Raw genomic sequence first — 18,547 nt, 5'->3', positions numbered from 1 at the left:
GTCGGGTGTGACCGGGCCGGACGCACGTTGGGCTCGGTGCGGTTCAGTCCAGGCCGGCGGAGAAGGTCGCTTCGGTGTCCGCCCGGGAGTAGGAGCGGAAGGCGATGTGGGTGTCGGTGTGCACGACCCCGTCGACCTTGCTCATCCGCCCGGCGATCACGTCGGCGAGCTGGTCGTGCTCGGCGACCCGGACCATGGCGATCAGGTCGACGTCGCCGGCGCAGGAGTAGACCTCGCTGACCCCGTCGAGGTCGGCGATGGCCTGCGCCGTCTCGGGGATGCGGTCGGCGGCGGTACGCACCAGGACGATCGCGGTGATCACGGGGGACTCCTGTGGGGTGGCGGGACGGCGGGCGCTCCGGACGAGACGTGACGGTATCCCCTCGGCCGCGGCCCGATCATGCCCGGACCCGACCGGGCGCGGTGCCCGGGGCGCGCGGGGGCGGGGGGAACGGCGGCGGCCGGTGTGGCCACCGCCCGGTGGTGGTCGCAGACCCACCTGCTCGTCGCAGCGGGTGCAGCCCCTGCGACGGACGGGAGGACCTGCGACGGACGGGAGGACCTGCGACGGGCCGGTTGGTCTGCGACGGGCGGGAGGATCTGCGACCGCGGTGTCGCCCGGCCCGGCCGGCCCGCATCCTCATAGTCGGTCGTGCACCACCTCCAGCGGCCGGGCGCGGGCGGCCCACGCCTCCCAGGACGGGGCTCCCCGGGCGGGTTCGGCCCAGTGCCCGTGCACGAGGCGGGTGCCGCCGGTGGCCAGCCAGCGGTGCAGCAGTCGTACCTCCTCGGGCGGTGCGCCGTGCAGCGGGCCGGGACCGGTGAGGACGGTGGTGGCGCCCAGCCGCAGGGCGTCGATGACCGGCATCGGAGGGGTGCCGCGCGGGGCGACACCGGCGGCGGCGAGGCGGCCGTGGCGCAGCACCGCCACCTCCCAGCCGCCCCGGCCGTCCGGTCGCGCGCCCACCAGCTCCTCGACGGCGGCCAGCGCGGCGAGGCGCTGGGTGCGGGCCAGCGCGGTGATCAGCCCCGCCAGCCGGTCCCGGCGGCGGGCGGCGTCCTCGAAGCGCTCCCGCGCGGCGAGGGCGTCCACAACGTCGGCGAGCCGCCCGATCGCCGTGGCGTCGCGCCCCTCCACCAGCCGCGTCAGCGCGTGGACGGCGGGCGCGTACTCGTCCACGGACTGCAGGCCCGCGCACGGCGCGCCGCAGCGGCCCAGCCCGTGCAGCACGCACGGGCCGGCCGTGCCGCCCCGGGCAGGGATGCGCAGGGTGCAGCCGCGCAGCGGCACGGCGTCGAGCAGGGTCTCGGCCGCCGTGGTCGCGGCGCGCCGGGAGCCGAACGGGCCCAGCGCCCCCTCGCGCGGCGTGGTGACGACGGTGAGCCGGGGGAACGGCTCGACCGTGGTGGCGACCCACCAGCCGCGGTGCGGGTTGCGGGAGCGGCGGTTGTAGCGCGGCCGGTGCGCGGCGATCAGGCGCAGCTCGCGCACGGACGCCTCCAGCGCGTGGGCGCAGACGACGGTCTCGACCCGCTCGGCGAGCGTGACCATGTCGCGCACCCGGCGACGGCGCTCGCCCGCGGTGAAGTAGCTGCGGACCCGGCGGGCCAGGTCACCGCTGGTGCCGACGTAGAGCACCTCGTCGCGCGCCCCGCGGAACAGGTACACCCCCGGCGCCGAGGGCACCCCGCGGGCGAGGACCCGCTTGCGCCGCTGCGCGGTGGTGGGCCGGTGCGGCGCGGAGTCGCGGGCCATGGCCAGCAGCTCCTCGAGGCTCTGGACCCCGAGGTTGCCGATGCGCTCCAGCAGGTGGTGGAGCACCTCGACGGTGGCGGCCGCGTCGGCGGGCGCGCGGTGGTCGGGCGTGGTGGCGGTGCCGAAGTGCCGGGCGAGCGCGCCCAGCCGCACGCTCGGTGCCTCGTCGCGGGTGAGCACGGCACGGGCCAGCCGGGCGGTGCACAGCACGGGCGGGCGGGGCCAGGCGTGCCCGTGGCGCTCGCACGCCGCGCGCAGGAACCCGGAGTCGAACGGGGCGTTGTGGGCCACCAGCACCGACCCGCGCAGGAACTCCAGCAGCGCGGGGAGCACCGCGGGCAGCGGCGGTGCGCTCTGCACCATGGCGGTGGTGATGCCGGTCAGCGCCACGATCCCCGGCGGGATGCCGACGCCCGGGTCGACCAGGGTCGACAGCTCGCCGATCCGCTCGCCGCCGCGCACCTTGAACGCCCCGATCTCGGTGATCGAGTCGCGCTGCGCGGAGCCGCCGGTGGTCTCCAGGTCGAGCACGACGAACGTCACCTCGCGCAGCGGGGTGCCCAGCTCGTCGAACGAGAGCTGGGCCGGGGGAGCGGTCACGGGCGTCACGCTAGGGGCGACCCCCGACAGGGTCGGTCGAACATCAGTTCGCCCACTCGCCGGCGCGGTACCCCGGGGTGGGGCCGATCCGGCGATCCGGTCACCGCGCCGCCGGTACGCCCGCCCGCGACGCCGATAGCCTGGTGCGATGTCCGCGACGTCCGACGGCTCGCCCCCCACCCCGGGCGACCCCGACCCGACCGCGGGTCCGGCCGTCGAATGGGACCGGCTGCCCGACGCGGTGCGCTCGCGTCTCGCCGACGCTGCGGCCACGGCGGTCGGTGGGATGGCGGAGAAGGAGGTGCCGGTCCCGCTGCGCCGCCTGGCCCGGTTCACCCCGGCCAAGCGTGCCCGGCTCGGGGGGCCCGCGCTGATCGCCGAGCTGGCGTCGTCGGCGGCGTTCCGGGCCGCGGTCGTCGCCTGGTGGGAGGAGCACCGCCCCGGCGAGCTGACCCCCACGGCGGACGACCCGCTCACCGTGGCCGCCGCCGCGGTCCTCGCCGGGGACCCGGCGGCCGCCGAGGCGGTCGAGGCGGCGGCCCGCCGCGGTGACGTCGTGGAGCTGCGCGCCGAGCGGGACGCGGCGCTGTCGCGGGTGGACAAGCTGACCGCCGAGCTGGAGCGGCTGCGCGGCGAGCTCGGCGAGGTGCGCGAGCAGGCGCGCACGGCGGTCGAGCACCGCGACGCGGAGTACCAGCAGCTGCGCCGCCGGGTGTCCGAGCAGGGCGCCACGCTGCGGGCTGCGCTGGACGGGCGGGCGGCCGCCGAGGAGGAGCTGGCCGACCAGCGCCGCGCGGCCGCGGCGGATCTCGCCGACGCGCACGCCGAGCGCGACCGGGAGCGCGAGCGGGCGGAGGCCGAGCGGCGGCGCGCAGACCGGGCGGGCACCGAGGTCGCGGCGGCGCGACAGGCGGCCCGCGAGGCCCGCCGGTCCGACGAGGTGCGCCTCGGGCTGCTCGTCGACACGCTCGGTGGCGCCGTGGCGGGGCTGCGGCGCGAGCTCGCGCTCGGTGGGGGCGGCCCGCGGCCCGGTGACCTGGTCACCGGGGCCGCGGCCGCGGCGGGCGGCGGCCCGGTCGACGGGCCCGCCGCCCTGGACGCGCTGCTCGCCGTGCCGACCGTCCACCTGATCGTCGACGGCTACAACGTCAGCAAGACCGGCGATCCGGAGCTGACGCTGGCCGACCAGCGCACGCGGCTGGTCGGCCAGCTGGCCGCACTGGCCGCGCGCACCGGGGTCGAGGTCACCGTCGTCTTCGACGGCGCCGGCGTGGTGGCCGCGCCGATCCGCGGTTCCCGGGGGCTGCGCGTGCTGTTCAGCGACCCGGGCGTCATCGCCGACGACGTGATCCGCTCGCTCGTGGCCGCGGAGCCCGAGGGCCGCCCGGTCCTGGTGGCCACCTCGGACGTGGCGGTGGTCCGGTCGGTGCAGCGACGCGGCGCGTACACGCTGCCGTCGGCGGCGTTGCTGACCCGGATCGCGCGCGGATGACCGACCGCCGCGGCGGCGGCGACGACGACGACGACCCGAGAATGTCGGGGGTCGGTCCTAACGTCTCGCGGTGATGGGACCACCGATGCCCGCCGGGAGTAGAACATGATCGTCGACTGCGACAGCTGCGAGGTCCGCGGGAACGCCTGCGGGGAGTGCGTGATCGGGGTGCTGCTCGGCGTGCCGGGGGTGCCGCAGCGCCCGTCGGCCCCGGACGAACCGGCTCCCGGCGGACCGCCCGGCGCGTCCACGGTGCAGCTCGACGCACCGGAGCGCCGCGCGCTCGATGTGCTGGCGGATCAAGGCCTCGTGCCGAGATTGCGGCTGGTGGCCGCCGTCCCGCGACGAGCTGCCGCCCCCGGCGACGCAGCGCATCACGAGCGTGACGCTGTGTGACATGACGGTGTTATCGTACGGTTGTCGCTGGTCGGGACGCCGTGGACGCGACGCCAGGGATCCGGCGTGCCGGCCGCGCGGGTGGCTTTACGGGTCGGGCCGGTCTCCGTAATCTCCGCGAGGCCTTGCGGCAACGTCAGCCATTCGACCGCGATTGGCGACGCAAGGTCACTGCCCGTTAGTCCGTTCGGTCCTGCGCGTTGCGCCGATCGGGACAGTCGGGTGGGAGACGAAGGAGAAGCGTTCGCGTGGTCTCGCCTCGAGTGGGTCGTTCGGGCCCGTCCGTGGTGGTGGCGGTGCTGCTGGCCGGGCTGCTCGGCCTCGGCCTCGGAGCCGTCCCGGCGCTCGCCCAACCCGCCCCGCCCGCCGACAACGCCGAGGACGCCGCCGCCGCGCTCGAGCAGGTGCAGCGCGACGCGGAGGTGCTCACCGAGCAGTGGCACGCCGCGAAGGACGAGCTGACCGCCCGCGAGTCCGAGGCCGCCGAGATGCAGGCCGCCGTCGAACCGGCCCGGCTGGCGGTCGAGTCCGCCCGGGACGCGGAGGAGCAGTTCCGCCGGCAGATCGACGTGTTCGCGATGTCCACCTTCGAGGGCGGCAACCTCGACCAGTTCAACGCCCTGCTCGGCAGCGGGTCGCCCCAGGACTTCCTGGACCAGATGTCGGCGTTGGAGTTGCTGGCCTCCGATCAGGAGATCGTGCTCGACCAGCTGCTGGCCGTGGTGAACGACACCGACGCCGCCCAGGGTGAGGCCGACGCGGCCGCGGCCCGCGCCGCGGCGGCCGTCGAGGCGGCCGCGCTCGCCGCGCAGGACCTCGAGGCCCGCAAGCGCGAGGCGGAGATCCGCATCGACGAGGCCGAGCGCCTGCTGGAGCGGCTCAGCCCGCAGCAGCGTGCGGACCGGGCCGGACCCGGCGCGGGCGGCCCGGACGGGCCGGTCGCCGGGAGCGGGGCCGGGGTCGAGGCGCTCAACGCCGCGATCACGCGGCTCGGGATGCCCTACAAGTGGGGCGCGGAGGGTCCCGGCAGCTTCGACTGCTCCGGGCTCACGTCCTGGGCGTTCGCCGAGGCCGGCATCACGCTGCCGCGCTCGTCGAGCCAGCAGGCCAGGGTCGGCCAGGCCGTGTCGCGCGACGACGTCCGCGCCGGGGACCTGGTGTTCTTCTACAGCCCGGTCAGCCACGTCGGCATCGCCGTCGACAACGACACCATGATCAACTCGCCGCAGACGGGGGACGTCGTGAAGTACGCCTCCATCTCCGGGCGGGACTTCGCGGGCGCCCGCCGCCTGTAGCCCAGACCACGTCCGCTCCCCGGGAATGGGCGGCGGCCGGACGGAGACGCCGGCCGCCGCCCGATCTCCCACCGGACGGTTCGACCCTTCGGAGTGCCACGGGGCCGTCCCGGCTACCGTCGACCGGTGCCGCGCACGCTGCTGGTCACCAACGACTTCCCACCCCGTACCGGCGGCATCCAGACCTACCTGCACGCCCTCACCGAGCGGCTGGCCCCGGGTGAGCTCGTGGTGTACGCGCCGGCCTGGCCCGGCGACCGGGAGTTCGACGCCGCGTTCCCGCATCCGGTGGTCCGGCACCCGACGTCGCTGATGCTGCCCGGCCCCTCCGTCGCCCGCCGGGCGGCCGGGCTCGTCCGGGAACACCGCGCCCGCACCGTGTGGTTCGGCGCCTCGGCACCGCTGGCGCTGCTCGGGCCGTGGCTGCGACGCCACGCCGGCGTCGAGCGGGTGGTGGCGAGCACCCACGGGCACGAGGTGGGCTGGTCGATGCTGCCCGGTGCCCGGCACGTCCTGCGCCGCATCGGTGCCGACGCGGACGCCCTCACGACGATCTCCCGGCACACCCGGGGCCGGGTGGCGGCGGCGTTCGGCCCCCTCGCCGCACTGGAGCACCTGCCGAGCGGGATCGACACGCGACGCTTCGCGCCCGACCCGGACGGGCGCGCCCGGGTCCGGCACCGGTTCGGGCTCGGGGCGGCCCCCGTGGTGGTGTGCGTGTCCCGGCTGGTGCCGCGCAAGGGTCAGGACGTGCTCGTCCGGGCTGTGCCGCGGCTGCGCGAGCGGGTGCCCGGGGTCCGCCTGCTCATCGTCGGCGACGGCCCGGACGCGCCGCGGCTCCGGGGCCTCGCTGCCCGGGCCGTCGCCCCCGCCGCGCCGGGTGCGGTGGTGTTCGCCGGGGCGGTGCCCGGCGCCGACCTGCCCGCGTACTACGCCGCGGGCGACGTGTTCGCTCTCCCGTGCCGCACGCGGGCGGGCGGGCTGGACATCGAGGGGCTGGGCATCGTGGCGCTGGAGGCCGCGGCGTGCGGGCTGCCGGTCGTCGTCGGCACCTCCGGCGGCGCCCCGGAGACCGTGCGCGACGGCACCACCGGCCGCGTCGTCGACGGCCGGGACCCCCGGGCCGTCGACGAGGCTCTGGCCGGGCTGCTCACCGACCCGCACCGCGCCGCCGCCATGGGTGCGGCGGGCCGGGCGTGGATGCGCGAGCAGTGGAGCTGGTCGGCCCGGGTGGCCCAGCTGTCCGGCCTCCTGCACGGACCGAGCCCGGGCCGGACCGGTGTCGGCTAGCTTGCTAGCCGGCCGGCCGCGGCGAGCGGGACGTGGTCAGGCGTTCGCCGAGGTCTTCGCGTAGATCGCCGCGATGTCGTCGGCGTAGATCGTGGCCACGACCTGGCGCTTGACCTTCAGCGTCGGCGTCATCTCGCCGCCGGCCTCGGTGAAGTCGACGGGCAGGATCCGGAACTCCCGGATCTGCTCGGCACGCGACACCGCCTTGTTGGCCTCCTCGACCGCGGCCGCGATCTCGGCGCGCAGGTCGGGGTCGTCCACGAGGTCGGCGGCGCCGTCGCCCGCCGGCTTCCCGTTGCGCTCGCGCCAGCCGGGCAGGGCCTCGGGGTCGACGGTGACCAGCGCCGCGATGAACGGCTGGGCGTCGCCGACGACCATGCACTGGCTGATCAGCGGGTGCGCGCGCAGCCGGTCCTCGAGCACCGCGGGGGCGACGTTCTTGCCCCCCGCCGTTACGATGATCTCCTTCTTGCGCCCGGTGATCGTGAGGAAGCCGGCGTCGTCGAGCTCGCCGATGTCGCCCGAGTGGAACCAGCCGTCCTCGAGCGCCTCCTTCGTGGCCTGCTCGTTGTGCCAGTAGCCGCGGAAGACGATCGGTCCGGAGAGCATGATCTCGCCGTCGTCGGCGATGCGAACGGCGTGGCCGGGCATCGGGCGGCCGACCGAACCGATACGGGTGGCCCCCAGCGTGTTGACGGTGATGCCCGCGGAGGTCTCGGTGAGGCCGTAGCCCTCCAGGATCGGGATGCCGACACCGCGGAAGAAGTGGCCCAGCCGGGCGCCGAGCGGGGCGCTGCCGGAGACCGCGGCCCGCACCTGCCCGCCGACGACGGCGCGGAGCTTGCCGTAGACCAGCTTGTCGAACAGGGCGTGCTTGGCGCGCAGCGCGATGCCGGGGCCACCGGCGTCATGCGCCTTCGACCACGCGATGGCGGTGTCCGCGGCGAGGTCGAAGATCCGGCCCTTGCCGTCGTCGTGGGCCCGCTGGCGCGCCGAGTTGTAGACCTTCTCGAACACCCGGGGCGCGGCGAGCAGGAACGTGGGTTGGAACGAGCCCAGGTCGGGCACCAGGTTCGCGATGTTCGCGGTGTGCCCGACGGTGGTGCGCGTGTAGGTGGCGCCGCACTGGATGACCTTGCCGAACACGTGCGCCATCGGCAGGAACAGCAGCACCGAGCCGCCCGCGGTCAGCAGCTCGGGGAACGCCTCTCCCGCGGCCCGGCACTCGGTGAGCAGGTTGCGGTGGGTGAGCTCGCAGCCCTTGGGGCGACCGGTGGTGCCCGAGGTGTAGATGAGCGTGGCCAGGTCGTCGGACCGGACGGCCCGCCGCCGCGCGTGCACCTCGTCGGCGGGCACGTCGGCGCCCTGCGCGGTGAGGGCGGCGATCGCGCCGTCGCCGGAGTCGGGCTCGATCACGTGCACCGCGACGTCGGCGCCGGTCTCGGTCACGAGCGCCACGTGCTTGGCGTTCTCGACGACGATGACCTTCGCGCCGGAGTCGGAGAGGATCCAGCCGATCTGCTCGGCCGAGGACGTCTCGTAGATCGGGACGGTGATCCCGCCCGCGGCCAGGATCGCGTAGTCGATCAGCGTCCACTCGTAGCGGGTGCGCGAGAGCAGCGCCACCCGGTCGCCTGCCGCGACGCCCGCTGCGATCAGCCCCTGCGCCACTGCGGTGACCTCGGCGGCGAACTGCGTCGCCGAGACCTCCGACCACGTGCCGTCCTCTCCCCGCCGCCGGTAGGACACCGTCTCGGGGTGGTTCGTCGCGGTGTCGAACACCGCGTCGACGAGATTCTCCTCGTCACCCACGGTGATGGTGGCGGGAACGCTGTACTCGCGCACGTGACCAGACCTCCTCGACTGTCGCTCGCCGCAACCTACCGTCCGGTCCCCCGAAAGGGGAGGTCCCCGTCGATCCGGTTTCGCCCGTTTCGCGAACGTCGGGGACGCTGGTCCGGTGCCGTCGGTCGACGTGGTGGACGAGACGTTCCTGGCCGTGCCTCCCGCCGTGGTGGCCGCGGAGTTCGCGACGCCCGCGCAGTGGCGCAGATGGTGGCCCGACCTGCGGTTGGAGATCGACACCGACCGCGGCGCGCAGGGCGTGCGCTGGACCGTGCGCGGCGCGCTCGTCGGCAGCATGGAGGTGTGGCTGGAACCGGTGCTGGACGGCACGGTGCTGCACTACTTCCTGCGCGCCGACCCGCCCGGCCGCGACGGCCGCCCCGATCCCGCTCCACCGCGGCGCGGGGCCGCCGAGGCACGCAGGCGCCAGCGCGCCGCGAAGGCCGTCGCGTTCGCCTGCAAGGACCGGCTGGAGGCGGGGCGGGCGCCGGGGGAGCCGCCCGCATGATCGCCACATCCGGGACATGAGCTGTGTATCCGCAGGCCGTGTCCCGGAACCGCTGATCACGACGACCGGAGGGGCCCGGCGTCGGTGTCGCGCGGGAGTGATCCGTGGGGCCCGCGGCGGCCGCACTATGGTGACCGCATGCGCGTGCACGTGGTCTCCGACGTGCACGGCAACGCCGAGGCGCTCGCGCGGGCCGGGGACGGCGCCGACGCCCTGATCGTGCTGGGCGACCTCATCGAGTTCGCCGACTACCAGCACCCCGAGCGCGGCATCATCGGACGGGTGCTGGGGGCGGAGGTCGGGGCCCGGTTCGCCGCCATCCGGTCGAACGGGCGGCCCGGCGAGCTGATGGCGTTCGCCCGGGAGGCCTGGTCGCACGTCCCGGACCCGCCCGCGGTCGTCGCCGACGCGGTGCGCGAGCAGTACGCGCAGCTGTTCGGGGCCCTGGAGACGGTGGGGCTCCCGACCTACGCCATCCCCGGCAACGTCGACCTGCCCGAGCTGTGGCCGGAGTTCGTCCGCGACCCGGTCACCGCGGTCGACGGGCGGGTGGTGACGATCGGCGGGCTGCGGTTCGGGTTCGTCGGCGGGGTGCCACTGCCCGCGGGCGTCGAGCCGCGGGTGGGCGGGCCGTGGCGGCCCAACCTGCTGCGCCTGCCCGAGTTCGAGGCCTCCGTCGCCGCGCTGACCGGCTACGACGTGCTGTGCAGCCACGCGCCCCCCGCCGTGCCCGACCTCGCCTACGACGTGGTGTCGCGACACGCGGAGTCCGGGTCCCCCGCACTGCTGCGGGCCGTCGCCGAGCACCGGCCCCGGGCCGCGCTGTTCGGTCACGTGCACCAGCCGCTGGCCGCGCGGGTGCGGGTCGGGCCCACCGAATGCGTCAACGTCGGACACTTCCGGCGCACCGGCGCGCCCTACGTGCTGCGGTGGTGACACCGGCCGTGCCGTCGACGGGCCCGCAAGCGACCCTTCGGTAACCTTCGCCCATGGCCGCCGCGACCACCTCATCGATCGACATCGCCGCCCCGCCGGAGCAGGTGATGGCCGTGATCGCCGACTTCGAGTCCTACCCCGAGTGGGCCGAGCAGGTGAAGAGCGTCGAGGTGCTCGAACCCGGAGCAGGCGGCCCGCCCGCCCGCGTCCGCTTCACCATGGACGCCGGCCCGATCAAGGACTCCTACACGCTGGACTACACGTGGGCCGACGACGGCCGCGCGGTGCGCTGGACGCTGGTCAAGGGCCAGATGCAGAAGGCGCAGGACGGCTCGTACACGCTCACCGGCGGCGCCGCGGGCACCACGGTCACGTACTCGCTGGCCGTCGACCTGAACATCCCGATGATCGGCATGCTGCGCCGGAAGGCCGAGAAAGTGATCATCGACACGGCGCTGAAGGGCCTGAAGCGACGGGTCGAGAGCGCCGGCTGAGCAGGCAGATACCCTGCGGCTCGTGCGCGTCGTCCTGTTCACCGGCAAGGGTGGCGTCGGCAAGACCACCCTCGCCGCCGCGACGGCCGCCCACCTGGCGCGGTCGGGCCGCAGCGCGCTCGTGGTCTCCACCGACCCCGCCCACTCCCTCGGTGACGCGCTCGAAGCCGATCTCGGGGGCGAGCCCGTGGAGATCGGCGAACGGCTGTCGGCACAGCACATCGACACCCGCGCGCTGCTCGACAGGAGCTGGGGCACGCTGCAGGGCCACCTGCGCACCGTCCTCGCGGGTGCGGGTGTCGACGAGCTGGTGGCCGACGAGCTGACGGTGCTGCCGGGGGTGGAGGACCTGCTCGCGCTCGGCGAGGTGCGCCGCGCCGCCGACACCGGGGGCTGGGACGTCGTCGTCGTCGACTGCGGGCCCACCGCGGAGACGCTGCGCCTGCTCGGCCTGCCCGAGGCGGTGTCCGGCTACCTGGAGCGGCTGTTCCCCGCCCACCGCCGGGCCGTGCGCGGGATGCTGGCCGGGCTCGCGCCGGGCGGCAAGGAGGCGCTGCCCGCGTGGGAGGCCACGATCACGGCCCTGGACGAGCTCGCCGAGGACCTCACCGGCCTGCGCACCATGCTCGGCGACCACACGCGCACCTCGATCCGGCTGGTGCTCACCCCGGAACGGGTGGTGGCCGCGGAGACCCGCCGCACCATCACCGCGCTCGCGCTGCACGGCCTGCGCGTCGACGACCTGGTGGTCAACCGGATCATGCCCGGGCCGCCGCCATCGCTGCGCGGGCCCGCCGCGCGCTGGCTGCGGGAGCGGCACACCGAGCAGCAGGCCGTCCTGTCCGACCTCGGCGGCATGGCGCTGCCGATCCGGATGGCGCGCTACACCGCCGCCGAGCCCACCGGCGTCCCCGCGCTGCTCGACATCGCCCACGGCCTCTACGGCGACACCGACCCCGCCGCTCCCGGCGCCGACGGCGCGCCGCTGCTGCAGGTGCGGCGCACCGCGGGCACCGGCACCTCGGCCGAGTCGGAGTTCGAGCTGGTCCTGCACCTGCCCGGGGCGGCCGACGCACCGCTGGACCTGTCCCGCGTCGGCGACGAGCTGGCCGTCACCGCGGGCGGCACGCGGCGCATGGTGGCGCTCCCGTCGGTGCTGCAGCGCTGCGAGGTGACCGGCGCCCGGCTCGTCGGGGACGACCTGTGCATCGTGTTCACCCCCGACCGCGCGGTGTGGACCCGATGAGGCGGGCCGTGACCCGTCCCGTCACCGGCGTCGCCGCGCAGGCCCGGGCCCGCCGGTGCGGCACCCCGGCGCGGTCGGCCGGGCCCGGCGGGGGACGGCGATGACCGGCCCCGGCTGCGGCACGCACGCGGGGCTGGGCACCGAGCTGCGCGCCGTCGCCGTACTCGCGCTCGACCGGCTCGGTCCCGTGCTCGACCGGGTCCGGAGCGAGCCGGGCGCGCCGCAGTCCGCCGAGGCCTGCGCGGTGTGCCCGATCTGCGCGCTCGTGGCGCTGCTGCGCGGGGAACGTCCGGAGCTGGCCGTGCGGCTCGCCGAGCACGCGTCGGGCCTGCTGGCGGTGCTCCAGGCCGCGCTGCACGAGGGCGATCCCGCGGCGTGGCCACCACCGCCCGCGCCGACCCCGCCCGCCCGGCCGGACCCGGCTCGGCCACCGCGACGCGTCCAGCACATCCGCATCGAGCGGCCGGTGTCGTGCTGATGCCGGGTGCCGGAACGGGCGCCGCGAGGTGCTGACCGTCGGTGTCGACGTCGGCGGCACCAGCATCCGGGCGGGGGTGGTCGACGCCGACGGCGCGGTCCTCGACACCGCCCGTGCGCTCACCCCGCGCGGTGAGGCCGCGCTGGAGGCCACCGTCGCCCGCGTGATCGGTGAGGTCGCCGCGCGGCACCGGGTGGCCGCCGCGGGCCTCGCGCTAGCCGGGTTCGTCACCCCGGACCGGCGCGGCGTCCGCTTCGCACCCCACCTGTCATGGCGCGACGCGCCCGTCGCCGAGCGGATCGCCGAGCGCACCGGGCTGCCGGTCGTCGTCGAGCACGACGCCAACGCCGCCGCGCTGGCCGAGCGGCACCACGGTGCCGCCGCGGGCCCGTCGACGGTGGTGTTCCTCGCGCTGGGCACCGGCATCGGCTCGGCGCTGCTGCTCGACGGCGAGCTGTACCGGGGCGCGCACGGGGTGGCCCCGGAGCTGGGGCATCTGCGGGTCGTGCCCGGCGGGCGGCCCTGCCCGTGCGGCAAGGCCGGCTGCTGGGAGCGCTACTGCAGCGGCACCGCACTGGCCACCACGGCCGTCGAGCTGCTGGCCCGCGATCCCGGCCGGTCCCCGGTGCTGCGGCGGTTCGTCGCGGACGACCCCGGCCAGCTCACCGGCCGGCGGGGCGCCGCCGCCGCCCGGGACGGCGACCCGATCGCCTGCGCGGCGGTGGCCGAGCTCGCCCACTGGCTGGGTGAGGGGCTCTCGCTGGTGGCCGACGTGTTCGACCCGGAGCTCGTGGTGATCGGCGGCGGCGTGTCCGGCTCGGCGCCGCTGTTCCTCGACGACGCCCGCGAGCACTACGCCGCGTGCCTGACCGGGGCCGGGCGCCGCCCGCTGGCCCGCATCCGCACCGCCCAGCTCGGCGACGCCGCCGCGGTGGTGGGGGCCGCGCGGCTGGCACGCGGGGCCTGCCGCTAGGCGGTGTCCGAGCGCCGCTCGTGGCCCGGCAGCGGGCGCAGCAGCGGGCGGGGCTCGCTCAGCGCCGCGCCGACCGGGTCGGGACCGGGCCCGCCGTACCCCGGCCCGGGCGCGGTCACGGTCTCCGTCACCGGCACCGGCGCACCGCAGCGCGTACACCCGCCCGCCGGGTCGACGCCGCCCCCGCACCCCACGTGGGTGAACACGCGCGGTGGGCCACCGGGGGCGTAGTGGGCATCGCCCCACTCGACGAGCGCCCGGAGCACCGGCCACAGGGCGAGGCCCTTGTCGGTCAGGGCGTACTCCGAGCGGCGGCCCGGGCCCGGCACCGGCGCCAGCACCCCCTCGGTGACCAGCAGTGCCAGCCGCTCGGCGAGCACGGCGCGCGGGATCCCGAGATGGCGGGCGAAGTCGCTGAACCGGCGCACCCCGAAGAACGCGTCGCGGACGACGAGCAGCGACCAGCGCTCGCCCACGACCTCGAGTGCCCGAGCCATCGAGCAGCGCTGGCCGGTGTAGTCGCGGGGCAGCACCATGTGGCCATCGTGTCACAACAGTTCAATGACCGAACCACCGTGTTACGGTCCGCCGCATGAACAGCACGGTCACCTCGCGGCCGGGAGCCACCCTCGCCGTCACCGCGGGCGGCACGCTGCTCGCCATGACGGCGTTCACCGCGCCGCTGTCGATCGTGCCGTCGCTGACGCGGCATCTCGGCGCGACGCCGGTGGCCGCCTCCTGGGTGCTCAGCTCGATGAGCCTCGGGCTGGCCGTCGCGCTGCTCGTCTCGGGCGCGGTCGGCGACGAGATCGGGCGCCGCCGGGTGTTCGTCGCCGGGGCCGCACTGCTCGCGGTCGGCTCGGCGGCCTGCGCGGCGGCCCCCGAGGCCTGGACGTTCGTCGCGGGCCGCGTGCTGCAGGGGGTCGGCGCCGCCGCGGTGATCTCCTGCGGCCTGGGGATCATCGGCTACACCTTCCCCGCGACGGCGGACCGGGCCCGCGCCACCGGTGTCTGGGGGGCCTGCATGGGCGCCGGACCGGCGCTCGGGCCGCTGCTCGGCTCGGTGCTCGACGCCGCCGCGAGCTGGCGCTGGGCCTACGTCGCGCTCACCGTGCTGGCCGGGGCGCTGGCCGTCGCGGCGGGCGCGCTGCTGGTCGAGTCCCGGTCCGGTCGCGGCCGGCGCGTCGACGCCACGGGTGCGCTGCTGCTGGCGGCCGGTACGGGGTGCCTGCTGGCGGCGCTCACCGGGAGCAGGCAGGGCTGGAGCGGCGCGGTGCCGGTGCTGCTCGCCGGGGCCGTGGTCGGGCTGGTCGCCTTCTTCGCCCACCAGGCGCGGGTGCGCGAGCCGATGCTGGAGCTGGGCCTGTTCCGGCGGCCCGCGCTGGTCTCGGCCACGTTCGCCGCGTTCGTGACCGGGGCCGGGATCATCGCGCTGATGTCGTTCGTGTCGACGGTGCTGGAGAGCGGGCTGGAGCACTCCGCGGTCGTCGCCGCGGTGATCGTGCTGGCCTGGTCGGTCGTGAGCGCCGGTACCTCCCTGCTCGCCCGCCGGATCCCCCTGCGGTTCTCCGGCGCGGCCCGGCTGGCCACGGGGATGCTGGTGACCGCGGCGGGCCTCGTCCCGCTCGCCGTGCTGACCACGGCCACCCCGGTGGGGCAGCTCGTCGCCGGGCTGATGGTCGCGGGGGTCGGGACGGGCCTGATGAACGCCACGCTGGCCCGCGAGGCCGTGGCGAGCGTGCCGCCGGCCAGCGCCGGTGCCGGCAGCGGGATCAACAACGCCAGCCGCTACATCGGCGCGGCGTTCGGGGTGACGGTCGTGACGGCGCTCGCCGGGTCACCCGCCGGACTGGTCGCCGGGTGGAACCTCGCCGTGCTGACCGGGATCGCGCTGTGCGTCGTCGGGGCCGCCGTGGTGCTGACGGTGCAGCGGGCCGAGGCGCGGTGGACCCCGCCGGTCGGCGTGCCCGGGGCGGTGGCTCCCTGAGTCAGAGCACCGCACCGTCGTCGCGGTCGCCCGGTCCCGGCGGGGACGGCCAGAGACGCAGCACCAGCCAGCCCAGTCCGGCGGCGAGGGTCAGCAGGCCCAGCGGGAGGCCGTAGGAGGCCGACACGCCCACCCATCCCGGTGCGGCGACCAGGACGAAGCCGAGCAGGAGCAGTCCGAGGCCCACCGCGGCCGGCGGCCCGATGCGCGGCAGGGGTGGCGGCTCCGGGGGCACGAAGTGGTCGTCGTCGGCGGGGGCGGGGGCGGGGGCGTAGGGGCGCACGACGCCGTCGTCGGGCCACTCGGGCAGCCCGCCCTCGCCGCGGAGCCCGGACACGATCGCCTCGAAGCCGTCGACACCCTCGCCGGAGTGCGGTCGCTCGTCGGGATCCCGGTCCACCGCACCTCCTCACCGCGTCACCCGCCGCCGGGGAGCGTGCGCGGCGGGTCGGGACCATCCTGACACGCCCCGCCGCCGTGCGGAACCGGTGGACGGCGCGGCCCGTTGTCGTGCCGCGCCGCCCGTCCGTAGGCTGGCCTCGTCGCGGTGAAGGGGGCACGCCAAGGTGCTGTACTGGTGGTCCAAGTTCGTGCTGCTCGGTCCGCTGCTGCGGCTGTTCTGCCGCCCCACGATCACCGGACTGGACAACATCCCCGAGACCGGTGGAGCGATCCTCGCCAGCAACCACCTCGCCGTCGTCGACTCCTTCGTCCTGCCGCTCGTGGTGCCGCGCCGGATCACGTTCCCGGCGAAGGCGGAGTACTTCACCCAGCCCGGCCTGGTCGGGCGGCTCAAGAAGGCCTTCTTCACCGGGGTCGGGCAGATCCCGATCGACCGCTCCGGCGGATCCGCCGCCCGCGACGCGATGGACACCGCCGTGCGGGTGCTGCGTGACGGCAAGCTGCTCGGCATCTACCCGGAGGGCACCCGCTCGCCCGACGGGCGGCTCTACAAGGGCAAGACCGGGGTGGCCCGGATGACCCTGGAGGCCGGGGTGCCGGTGGTGCCGGTCGCGATGATCGGCACCGACCGGGTCAACCCGATCGGGTCGCGGATGTGGCGCCCCCGCAAGGTGCGGATCGTCGTGGGGGAGCCGCTGGACTTCACCCGCTACGCCGGGATGGAGGGCGACCGGTTCATCGAGCGGTCGATGACCGACGAGATCATGTACGCGCTGATGGAGCTGTCCGGTCAGACCTACGTCGACATGTACGCGGCGTCGGTGAAGGAACGTGCGGCCAAGGCCGCGAAGGCGGGCGGTGATCCGGCCGTGATGCCGCCCCCGCCCGCCTCCCCCCCGACGATCCCGGACAGTCGCGCCAGCTGAGCCGCGTCGCCCGCGACACCGGCCTCCGGCCGTGAGCGACTATCCCGCCACCGTGCCGACCGGCCACGGGGCCTGCTCGTCGAACTCCTCGTGGCGGCCCTTGCCCCGCCCCTTCGCCCGGTACATCGCGCGGTCCGCGTCGCGCAGCGCGGACCCGGGGTCGTCGCCCGCGCGGGCGAGCGTGATCCCCACGCTCACCGACACGCGCACGGTGGTGCCGTCGACATCGACCGGCTGGGCCACCGCGGCGACGATGCGCCACGCGACCGTCCGCGCCTGCCTGCGGGCCTCGGCGGCGGCGAGATCGGGTGGCGCCGTACGCCGGGCCGCGTCGAGCACGCACACGAACTCGTCGCCGCCCACCCGCGCGACGGTGTCCTGGGGGCGCAGGACGGCGCGCAGCCGCTTCGCGGTCGCGCGCAGCACCGCATCCCCCGCCACGTGCCCCGCCGTGTCGTTGACGTGCTTGAAGCCGTCGAGGTCGCAGAACAGCACGGCCACGGGGGAGTGGCCGCGGGCGCTGCGATGCAGCGCGATGGCGAGACGATCGGTGAGCAACCGGCGGTTGGGCAGCCCGGTGAGCGGGTCGTGCAGGGCGGCGGCGGCCAGGCGCTCCTCCAGCGCCACGTTCTCGGTCACGTCCCGCGCCACACCCAGCAGCTGGGTGACGGTCCCGTCGGTGTCGCGGGCGAACGGCGTGACACGCCGCGAGATCCAGCGGTAGCCGCCGTCGCCGTGCCGGGTCCGCAGGCGCAGCTTGCGGACCTCGCCGTCGCCCACCAGGCACGCCGCGGCGTCGACGGCGCGCATCCGGTCGACGTCCTCGGGGTGCACCAGCGCGTCGGCCACGTCGCCGCCGAGCGCGACGACGTCCTCGGGCCGGTGACCGAGCAGCTCGGTCAGGGTCCGGGACAGCCACAGGGTGGACCGCGTCCGGACATCGATGACGAAGATGACGTCCGGGCTCGCGGCGAGCACGGCCCGCTCGAACAGCCGCTGGTCGGCGAGCGCGCGGGTGGCGCGCTCCCGCAGGGAGGCGGAGACGGCCAGCGCGAGCACGACCAGGGCGCACGCGGCCAGGAACCCGGCGACGAGTGCCCCGGTGGTGCCGGGCCCGAGCAGCCGGCCCGCCTGGGCGAAGGGGCCGGATCCGAGCGCGCTGAGCCCCGCGACCAGCACGCCGACCACGACGAGCTGCGCCGCCGCGGTGCGGACGCCGAGCCGCAGGCCGGTGCCGACCAGCACCGCCACCGGGACGAACGTCAGCGGCAGCGGGAGGGTGAAGACCGCGACCGTCGTGACGATCACGCCGGCCCACAGCGCGAACGCCTCGGGGGCCCGCACCGTGGCCGGCCGGGCGGGCACGATCATGACCAGCGGCACCAGCACCACGACCGCGGCACCGTGTCCGGCGGCGACCGACCACCACACCGTCCACGGCACGCCGCCGGACTGCAGCCCGACCGCCCCGGCGGCGATGCCGGCGGCCAGCACGGCGCCTGCCGCGGCAGCCGCGAACAACCGGGCGAGATCGGGCAGCGTACGCAGCACCGGCGGGCCCGAGCGGGTGAGCAGCGCGCCCGCGACGGCCGCCTCGGCCGTGTTGGCGAGGGCGAACGCCGCCGCCGTCACCGGTCCCCGACCGCCCGCGAGGTTCGCGGCGAAGCCGGCCAGCGCGACCGTGAGCAGGATCAGCAGCCGCGAGCGCCCGGTGTTCAGGGCGACGGCGGCGACCGCGACCCCGGCCGCGGGCCACCACGCGGCCACCTCGGTGCCCCTCGGGGCGAGCAGGACCGCGGCCGTGCCCAGCGCGAACACGACGATCCCGACCGCGACCGGGGGCCCCAGCACGGCGCGGACGCGCGTCGGTGCGGGCTCGTACGCCTGGACGGTCATCGGCCCCCCGAAGTCCGCGACGGGCCA

Annotated in this window: 18 protein-coding genes; 12 read left to right on the top strand and 6 right to left on the bottom strand. The window is 76.2% G+C overall.

The genetic code is table 11. From position 1 onward, the window contains the following. Window positions 1–43 precede the first annotated feature (43 nt). Window positions 44–322 carry an Lrp/AsnC ligand binding domain-containing protein gene (locus tag Q1K26_RS26265; RefSeq protein WP_300018711.1) on the bottom strand — a complete coding sequence of 93 codons (279 nt, stop codon included), beginning with the start codon at window positions 320–322 and terminating at the stop codon, window positions 44–46. A gap of 318 nt (window positions 323–640) precedes the next feature. Further along, complete coding sequence (locus Q1K26_RS26260; protein WP_300018708.1) at window positions 641–2,356, bottom strand: DEDD exonuclease domain-containing protein; 1,716 nt, start codon at window positions 2,354–2,356, stop codon at window positions 641–643. A 148-nt stretch (window positions 2,357–2,504) separates the two neighbouring features. On the opposite strand from Q1K26_RS26260, the gene Q1K26_RS26255 reads away from it, so the two are divergent. The 4 genes from Q1K26_RS26255 to Q1K26_RS26240 all read left to right on the top strand — a co-directional run bounded on the left by Q1K26_RS26255 (window position 2,505) and on the right by Q1K26_RS26240 (window position 6,829). Beyond that, complete coding sequence (locus Q1K26_RS26255; protein WP_300018705.1) at window positions 2,505–3,848, top strand: NYN domain-containing protein; 1,344 nt, start codon at window positions 2,505–2,507, stop codon at window positions 3,846–3,848. Window positions 3,849–3,953: 105 nt separating this feature from the next. Then, window positions 3,954–4,244, top strand: coding sequence for a hypothetical protein (locus Q1K26_RS26250; RefSeq protein ID WP_300018702.1), 291 nt, complete (start codon window positions 3,954–3,956; stop codon window positions 4,242–4,244). Window positions 4,245–4,492: 248 nt separating this feature from the next. After that, window positions 4,493–5,539 (top strand): NlpC/P60 family protein, encoded by a 1,047-nt coding sequence (locus tag Q1K26_RS26245; protein WP_300018699.1) that lies wholly within the window; start codon window positions 4,493–4,495, stop codon window positions 5,537–5,539. A 126-nt stretch (window positions 5,540–5,665) separates the two neighbouring features. Continuing rightward, entirely contained in the window at window positions 5,666–6,829 is a 1,164-nt protein-coding gene (locus Q1K26_RS26240; protein WP_300018696.1) for a glycosyltransferase family 4 protein, read from the top strand. A gap of 36 nt (window positions 6,830–6,865) precedes the next feature. Here the strand turns inward: Q1K26_RS26240 and Q1K26_RS26235 are convergent, their stop codons facing one another. Beyond that, entirely contained in the window at window positions 6,866–8,674 is a 1,809-nt protein-coding gene (locus tag Q1K26_RS26235) for a long-chain fatty acid--CoA ligase (RefSeq protein ID WP_300018693.1), read from the bottom strand. Between the two features lie 115 nt (window positions 8,675–8,789). Between Q1K26_RS26235 and Q1K26_RS26230 the strand changes: the two genes are divergently transcribed. The 6 genes from Q1K26_RS26230 to Q1K26_RS26205 all read left to right on the top strand — a co-directional run bounded on the left by Q1K26_RS26230 (window position 8,790) and on the right by Q1K26_RS26205 (window position 13,309). Further along, window positions 8,790–9,182, top strand: a complete 393-nt coding sequence (locus Q1K26_RS26230; RefSeq protein WP_300018690.1) for a polyketide cyclase / dehydrase and lipid transport — start codon at window positions 8,790–8,792, stop codon at window positions 9,180–9,182. A 138-nt stretch (window positions 9,183–9,320) separates the two neighbouring features. Continuing rightward, window positions 9,321–10,118, top strand: a complete 798-nt coding sequence (locus Q1K26_RS26225; RefSeq protein WP_300018687.1) for a metallophosphoesterase — start codon at window positions 9,321–9,323, stop codon at window positions 10,116–10,118. A 53-nt stretch (window positions 10,119–10,171) separates the two neighbouring features. Continuing rightward, window positions 10,172–10,612, top strand: a complete 441-nt coding sequence (locus tag Q1K26_RS26220) for an SRPBCC family protein (protein ID WP_300018684.1) — start codon at window positions 10,172–10,174, stop codon at window positions 10,610–10,612. A gap of 22 nt (window positions 10,613–10,634) precedes the next feature. Further along, entirely contained in the window at window positions 10,635–11,858 is a 1,224-nt protein-coding gene (locus tag Q1K26_RS26215; RefSeq protein WP_300018681.1) for an ArsA family ATPase, read from the top strand. Between the two features lie 100 nt (window positions 11,859–11,958). After that, window positions 11,959–12,336, top strand: a complete 378-nt coding sequence (locus Q1K26_RS26210) for a hypothetical protein (protein ID WP_300018678.1) — start codon at window positions 11,959–11,961, stop codon at window positions 12,334–12,336. A 28-nt stretch (window positions 12,337–12,364) separates the two neighbouring features. Then, window positions 12,365–13,309: an ROK family protein gene (locus tag Q1K26_RS26205; RefSeq protein ID WP_300018676.1), complete on the top strand. Its 945-nt coding sequence runs from the start codon at window positions 12,365–12,367 to the stop codon at window positions 13,307–13,309. On the opposite strand, the gene Q1K26_RS26200 is transcribed toward Q1K26_RS26205, so the two are convergent. After that, window positions 13,306–13,845: a helix-turn-helix domain-containing protein gene (locus tag Q1K26_RS26200; protein WP_300018673.1), complete on the bottom strand. Its 540-nt coding sequence runs from the start codon at window positions 13,843–13,845 to the stop codon at window positions 13,306–13,308. The genes Q1K26_RS26205 and Q1K26_RS26200 overlap by 4 nt on opposite strands. A gap of 56 nt (window positions 13,846–13,901) precedes the next feature. Between Q1K26_RS26200 and Q1K26_RS26195 the strand changes: the two genes are divergently transcribed. Beyond that, the gene (locus Q1K26_RS26195) at window positions 13,902–15,296 is read left to right on the top strand and encodes an MFS transporter (RefSeq protein ID WP_300018670.1); all 1,395 of its coding nucleotides are present in this window, start codon (window positions 13,902–13,904) and stop codon (window positions 15,294–15,296) included. 1 nt (window position 15,297) lies between these two features. On the opposite strand, the gene Q1K26_RS26190 is transcribed toward Q1K26_RS26195, so the two are convergent. Continuing rightward, window positions 15,298–15,696 (bottom strand): hypothetical protein, encoded by a 399-nt coding sequence (locus tag Q1K26_RS26190; RefSeq protein ID WP_300018667.1) that lies wholly within the window; start codon window positions 15,694–15,696, stop codon window positions 15,298–15,300. A gap of 166 nt (window positions 15,697–15,862) precedes the next feature. On the opposite strand from Q1K26_RS26190, the gene Q1K26_RS26185 reads away from it, so the two are divergent. Beyond that, window positions 15,863–16,624 (top strand): lysophospholipid acyltransferase family protein, encoded by a 762-nt coding sequence (locus Q1K26_RS26185; RefSeq protein ID WP_300018664.1) that lies wholly within the window; start codon window positions 15,863–15,865, stop codon window positions 16,622–16,624. Between the two features lie 39 nt (window positions 16,625–16,663). On the opposite strand, the gene Q1K26_RS26180 is transcribed toward Q1K26_RS26185, so the two are convergent. Next, a complete protein-coding gene (locus Q1K26_RS26180; protein WP_300018661.1) occupies window positions 16,664–18,520 on the bottom strand; it encodes a diguanylate cyclase in 1,857 nt (618 codons plus the stop codon). Between the last annotated feature and the right edge of the window lie 27 nt (window positions 18,521–18,547).

The sequence above is a fragment of the Pseudonocardia sp. genome (assembly GCF_029263155.1).
GTDB lineage: Bacteria > Actinomycetota > Actinomycetes > Mycobacteriales > Pseudonocardiaceae > Pseudonocardia.
This window is presented reverse-complemented; position numbering and strand designations above follow the sequence as displayed.

What these genes read in the sequence shown, in the direction of transcription:
- Q1K26_RS26250 (WP_300018702.1), top strand. Translation starts at nt 3,954, where the DNA reads ATGATCGTCGACTGCGACAGCTGCGAGGTCCGCGGGAACGCCTGCGGG.
- Q1K26_RS26210 (WP_300018678.1), top strand. Translation starts at nt 11,959, where the DNA reads ATGACCGGCCCCGGCTGCGGCACGCACGCGGGGCTGGGCACCGAGCTG.
- Q1K26_RS26195 (WP_300018670.1), top strand. Translation starts at nt 13,902, where the DNA reads ATGAACAGCACGGTCACCTCGCGGCCGGGAGCCACCCTCGCCGTCACC.
- Q1K26_RS26255 (WP_300018705.1), top strand. Translation starts at nt 2,505, where the DNA reads ATGTCCGCGACGTCCGACGGCTCGCCCCCCACCCCGGGCGACCCCGAC.
- Q1K26_RS26200 (WP_300018673.1), bottom strand. Translation starts at nt 13,845, where the DNA reads ATGGTGCTGCCCCGCGACTACACCGGCCAGCGCTGCTCGATGGCTCGG.
- Q1K26_RS26220 (WP_300018684.1), top strand. Translation starts at nt 10,172, where the DNA reads ATGGCCGCCGCGACCACCTCATCGATCGACATCGCCGCCCCGCCGGAG.
- Q1K26_RS26225 (WP_300018687.1), top strand. Translation starts at nt 9,321, where the DNA reads ATGCGCGTGCACGTGGTCTCCGACGTGCACGGCAACGCCGAGGCGCTC.
- Q1K26_RS26180 (WP_300018661.1), bottom strand. Translation starts at nt 18,520, where the DNA reads ATGACCGTCCAGGCGTACGAGCCCGCACCGACGCGCGTCCGCGCCGTG.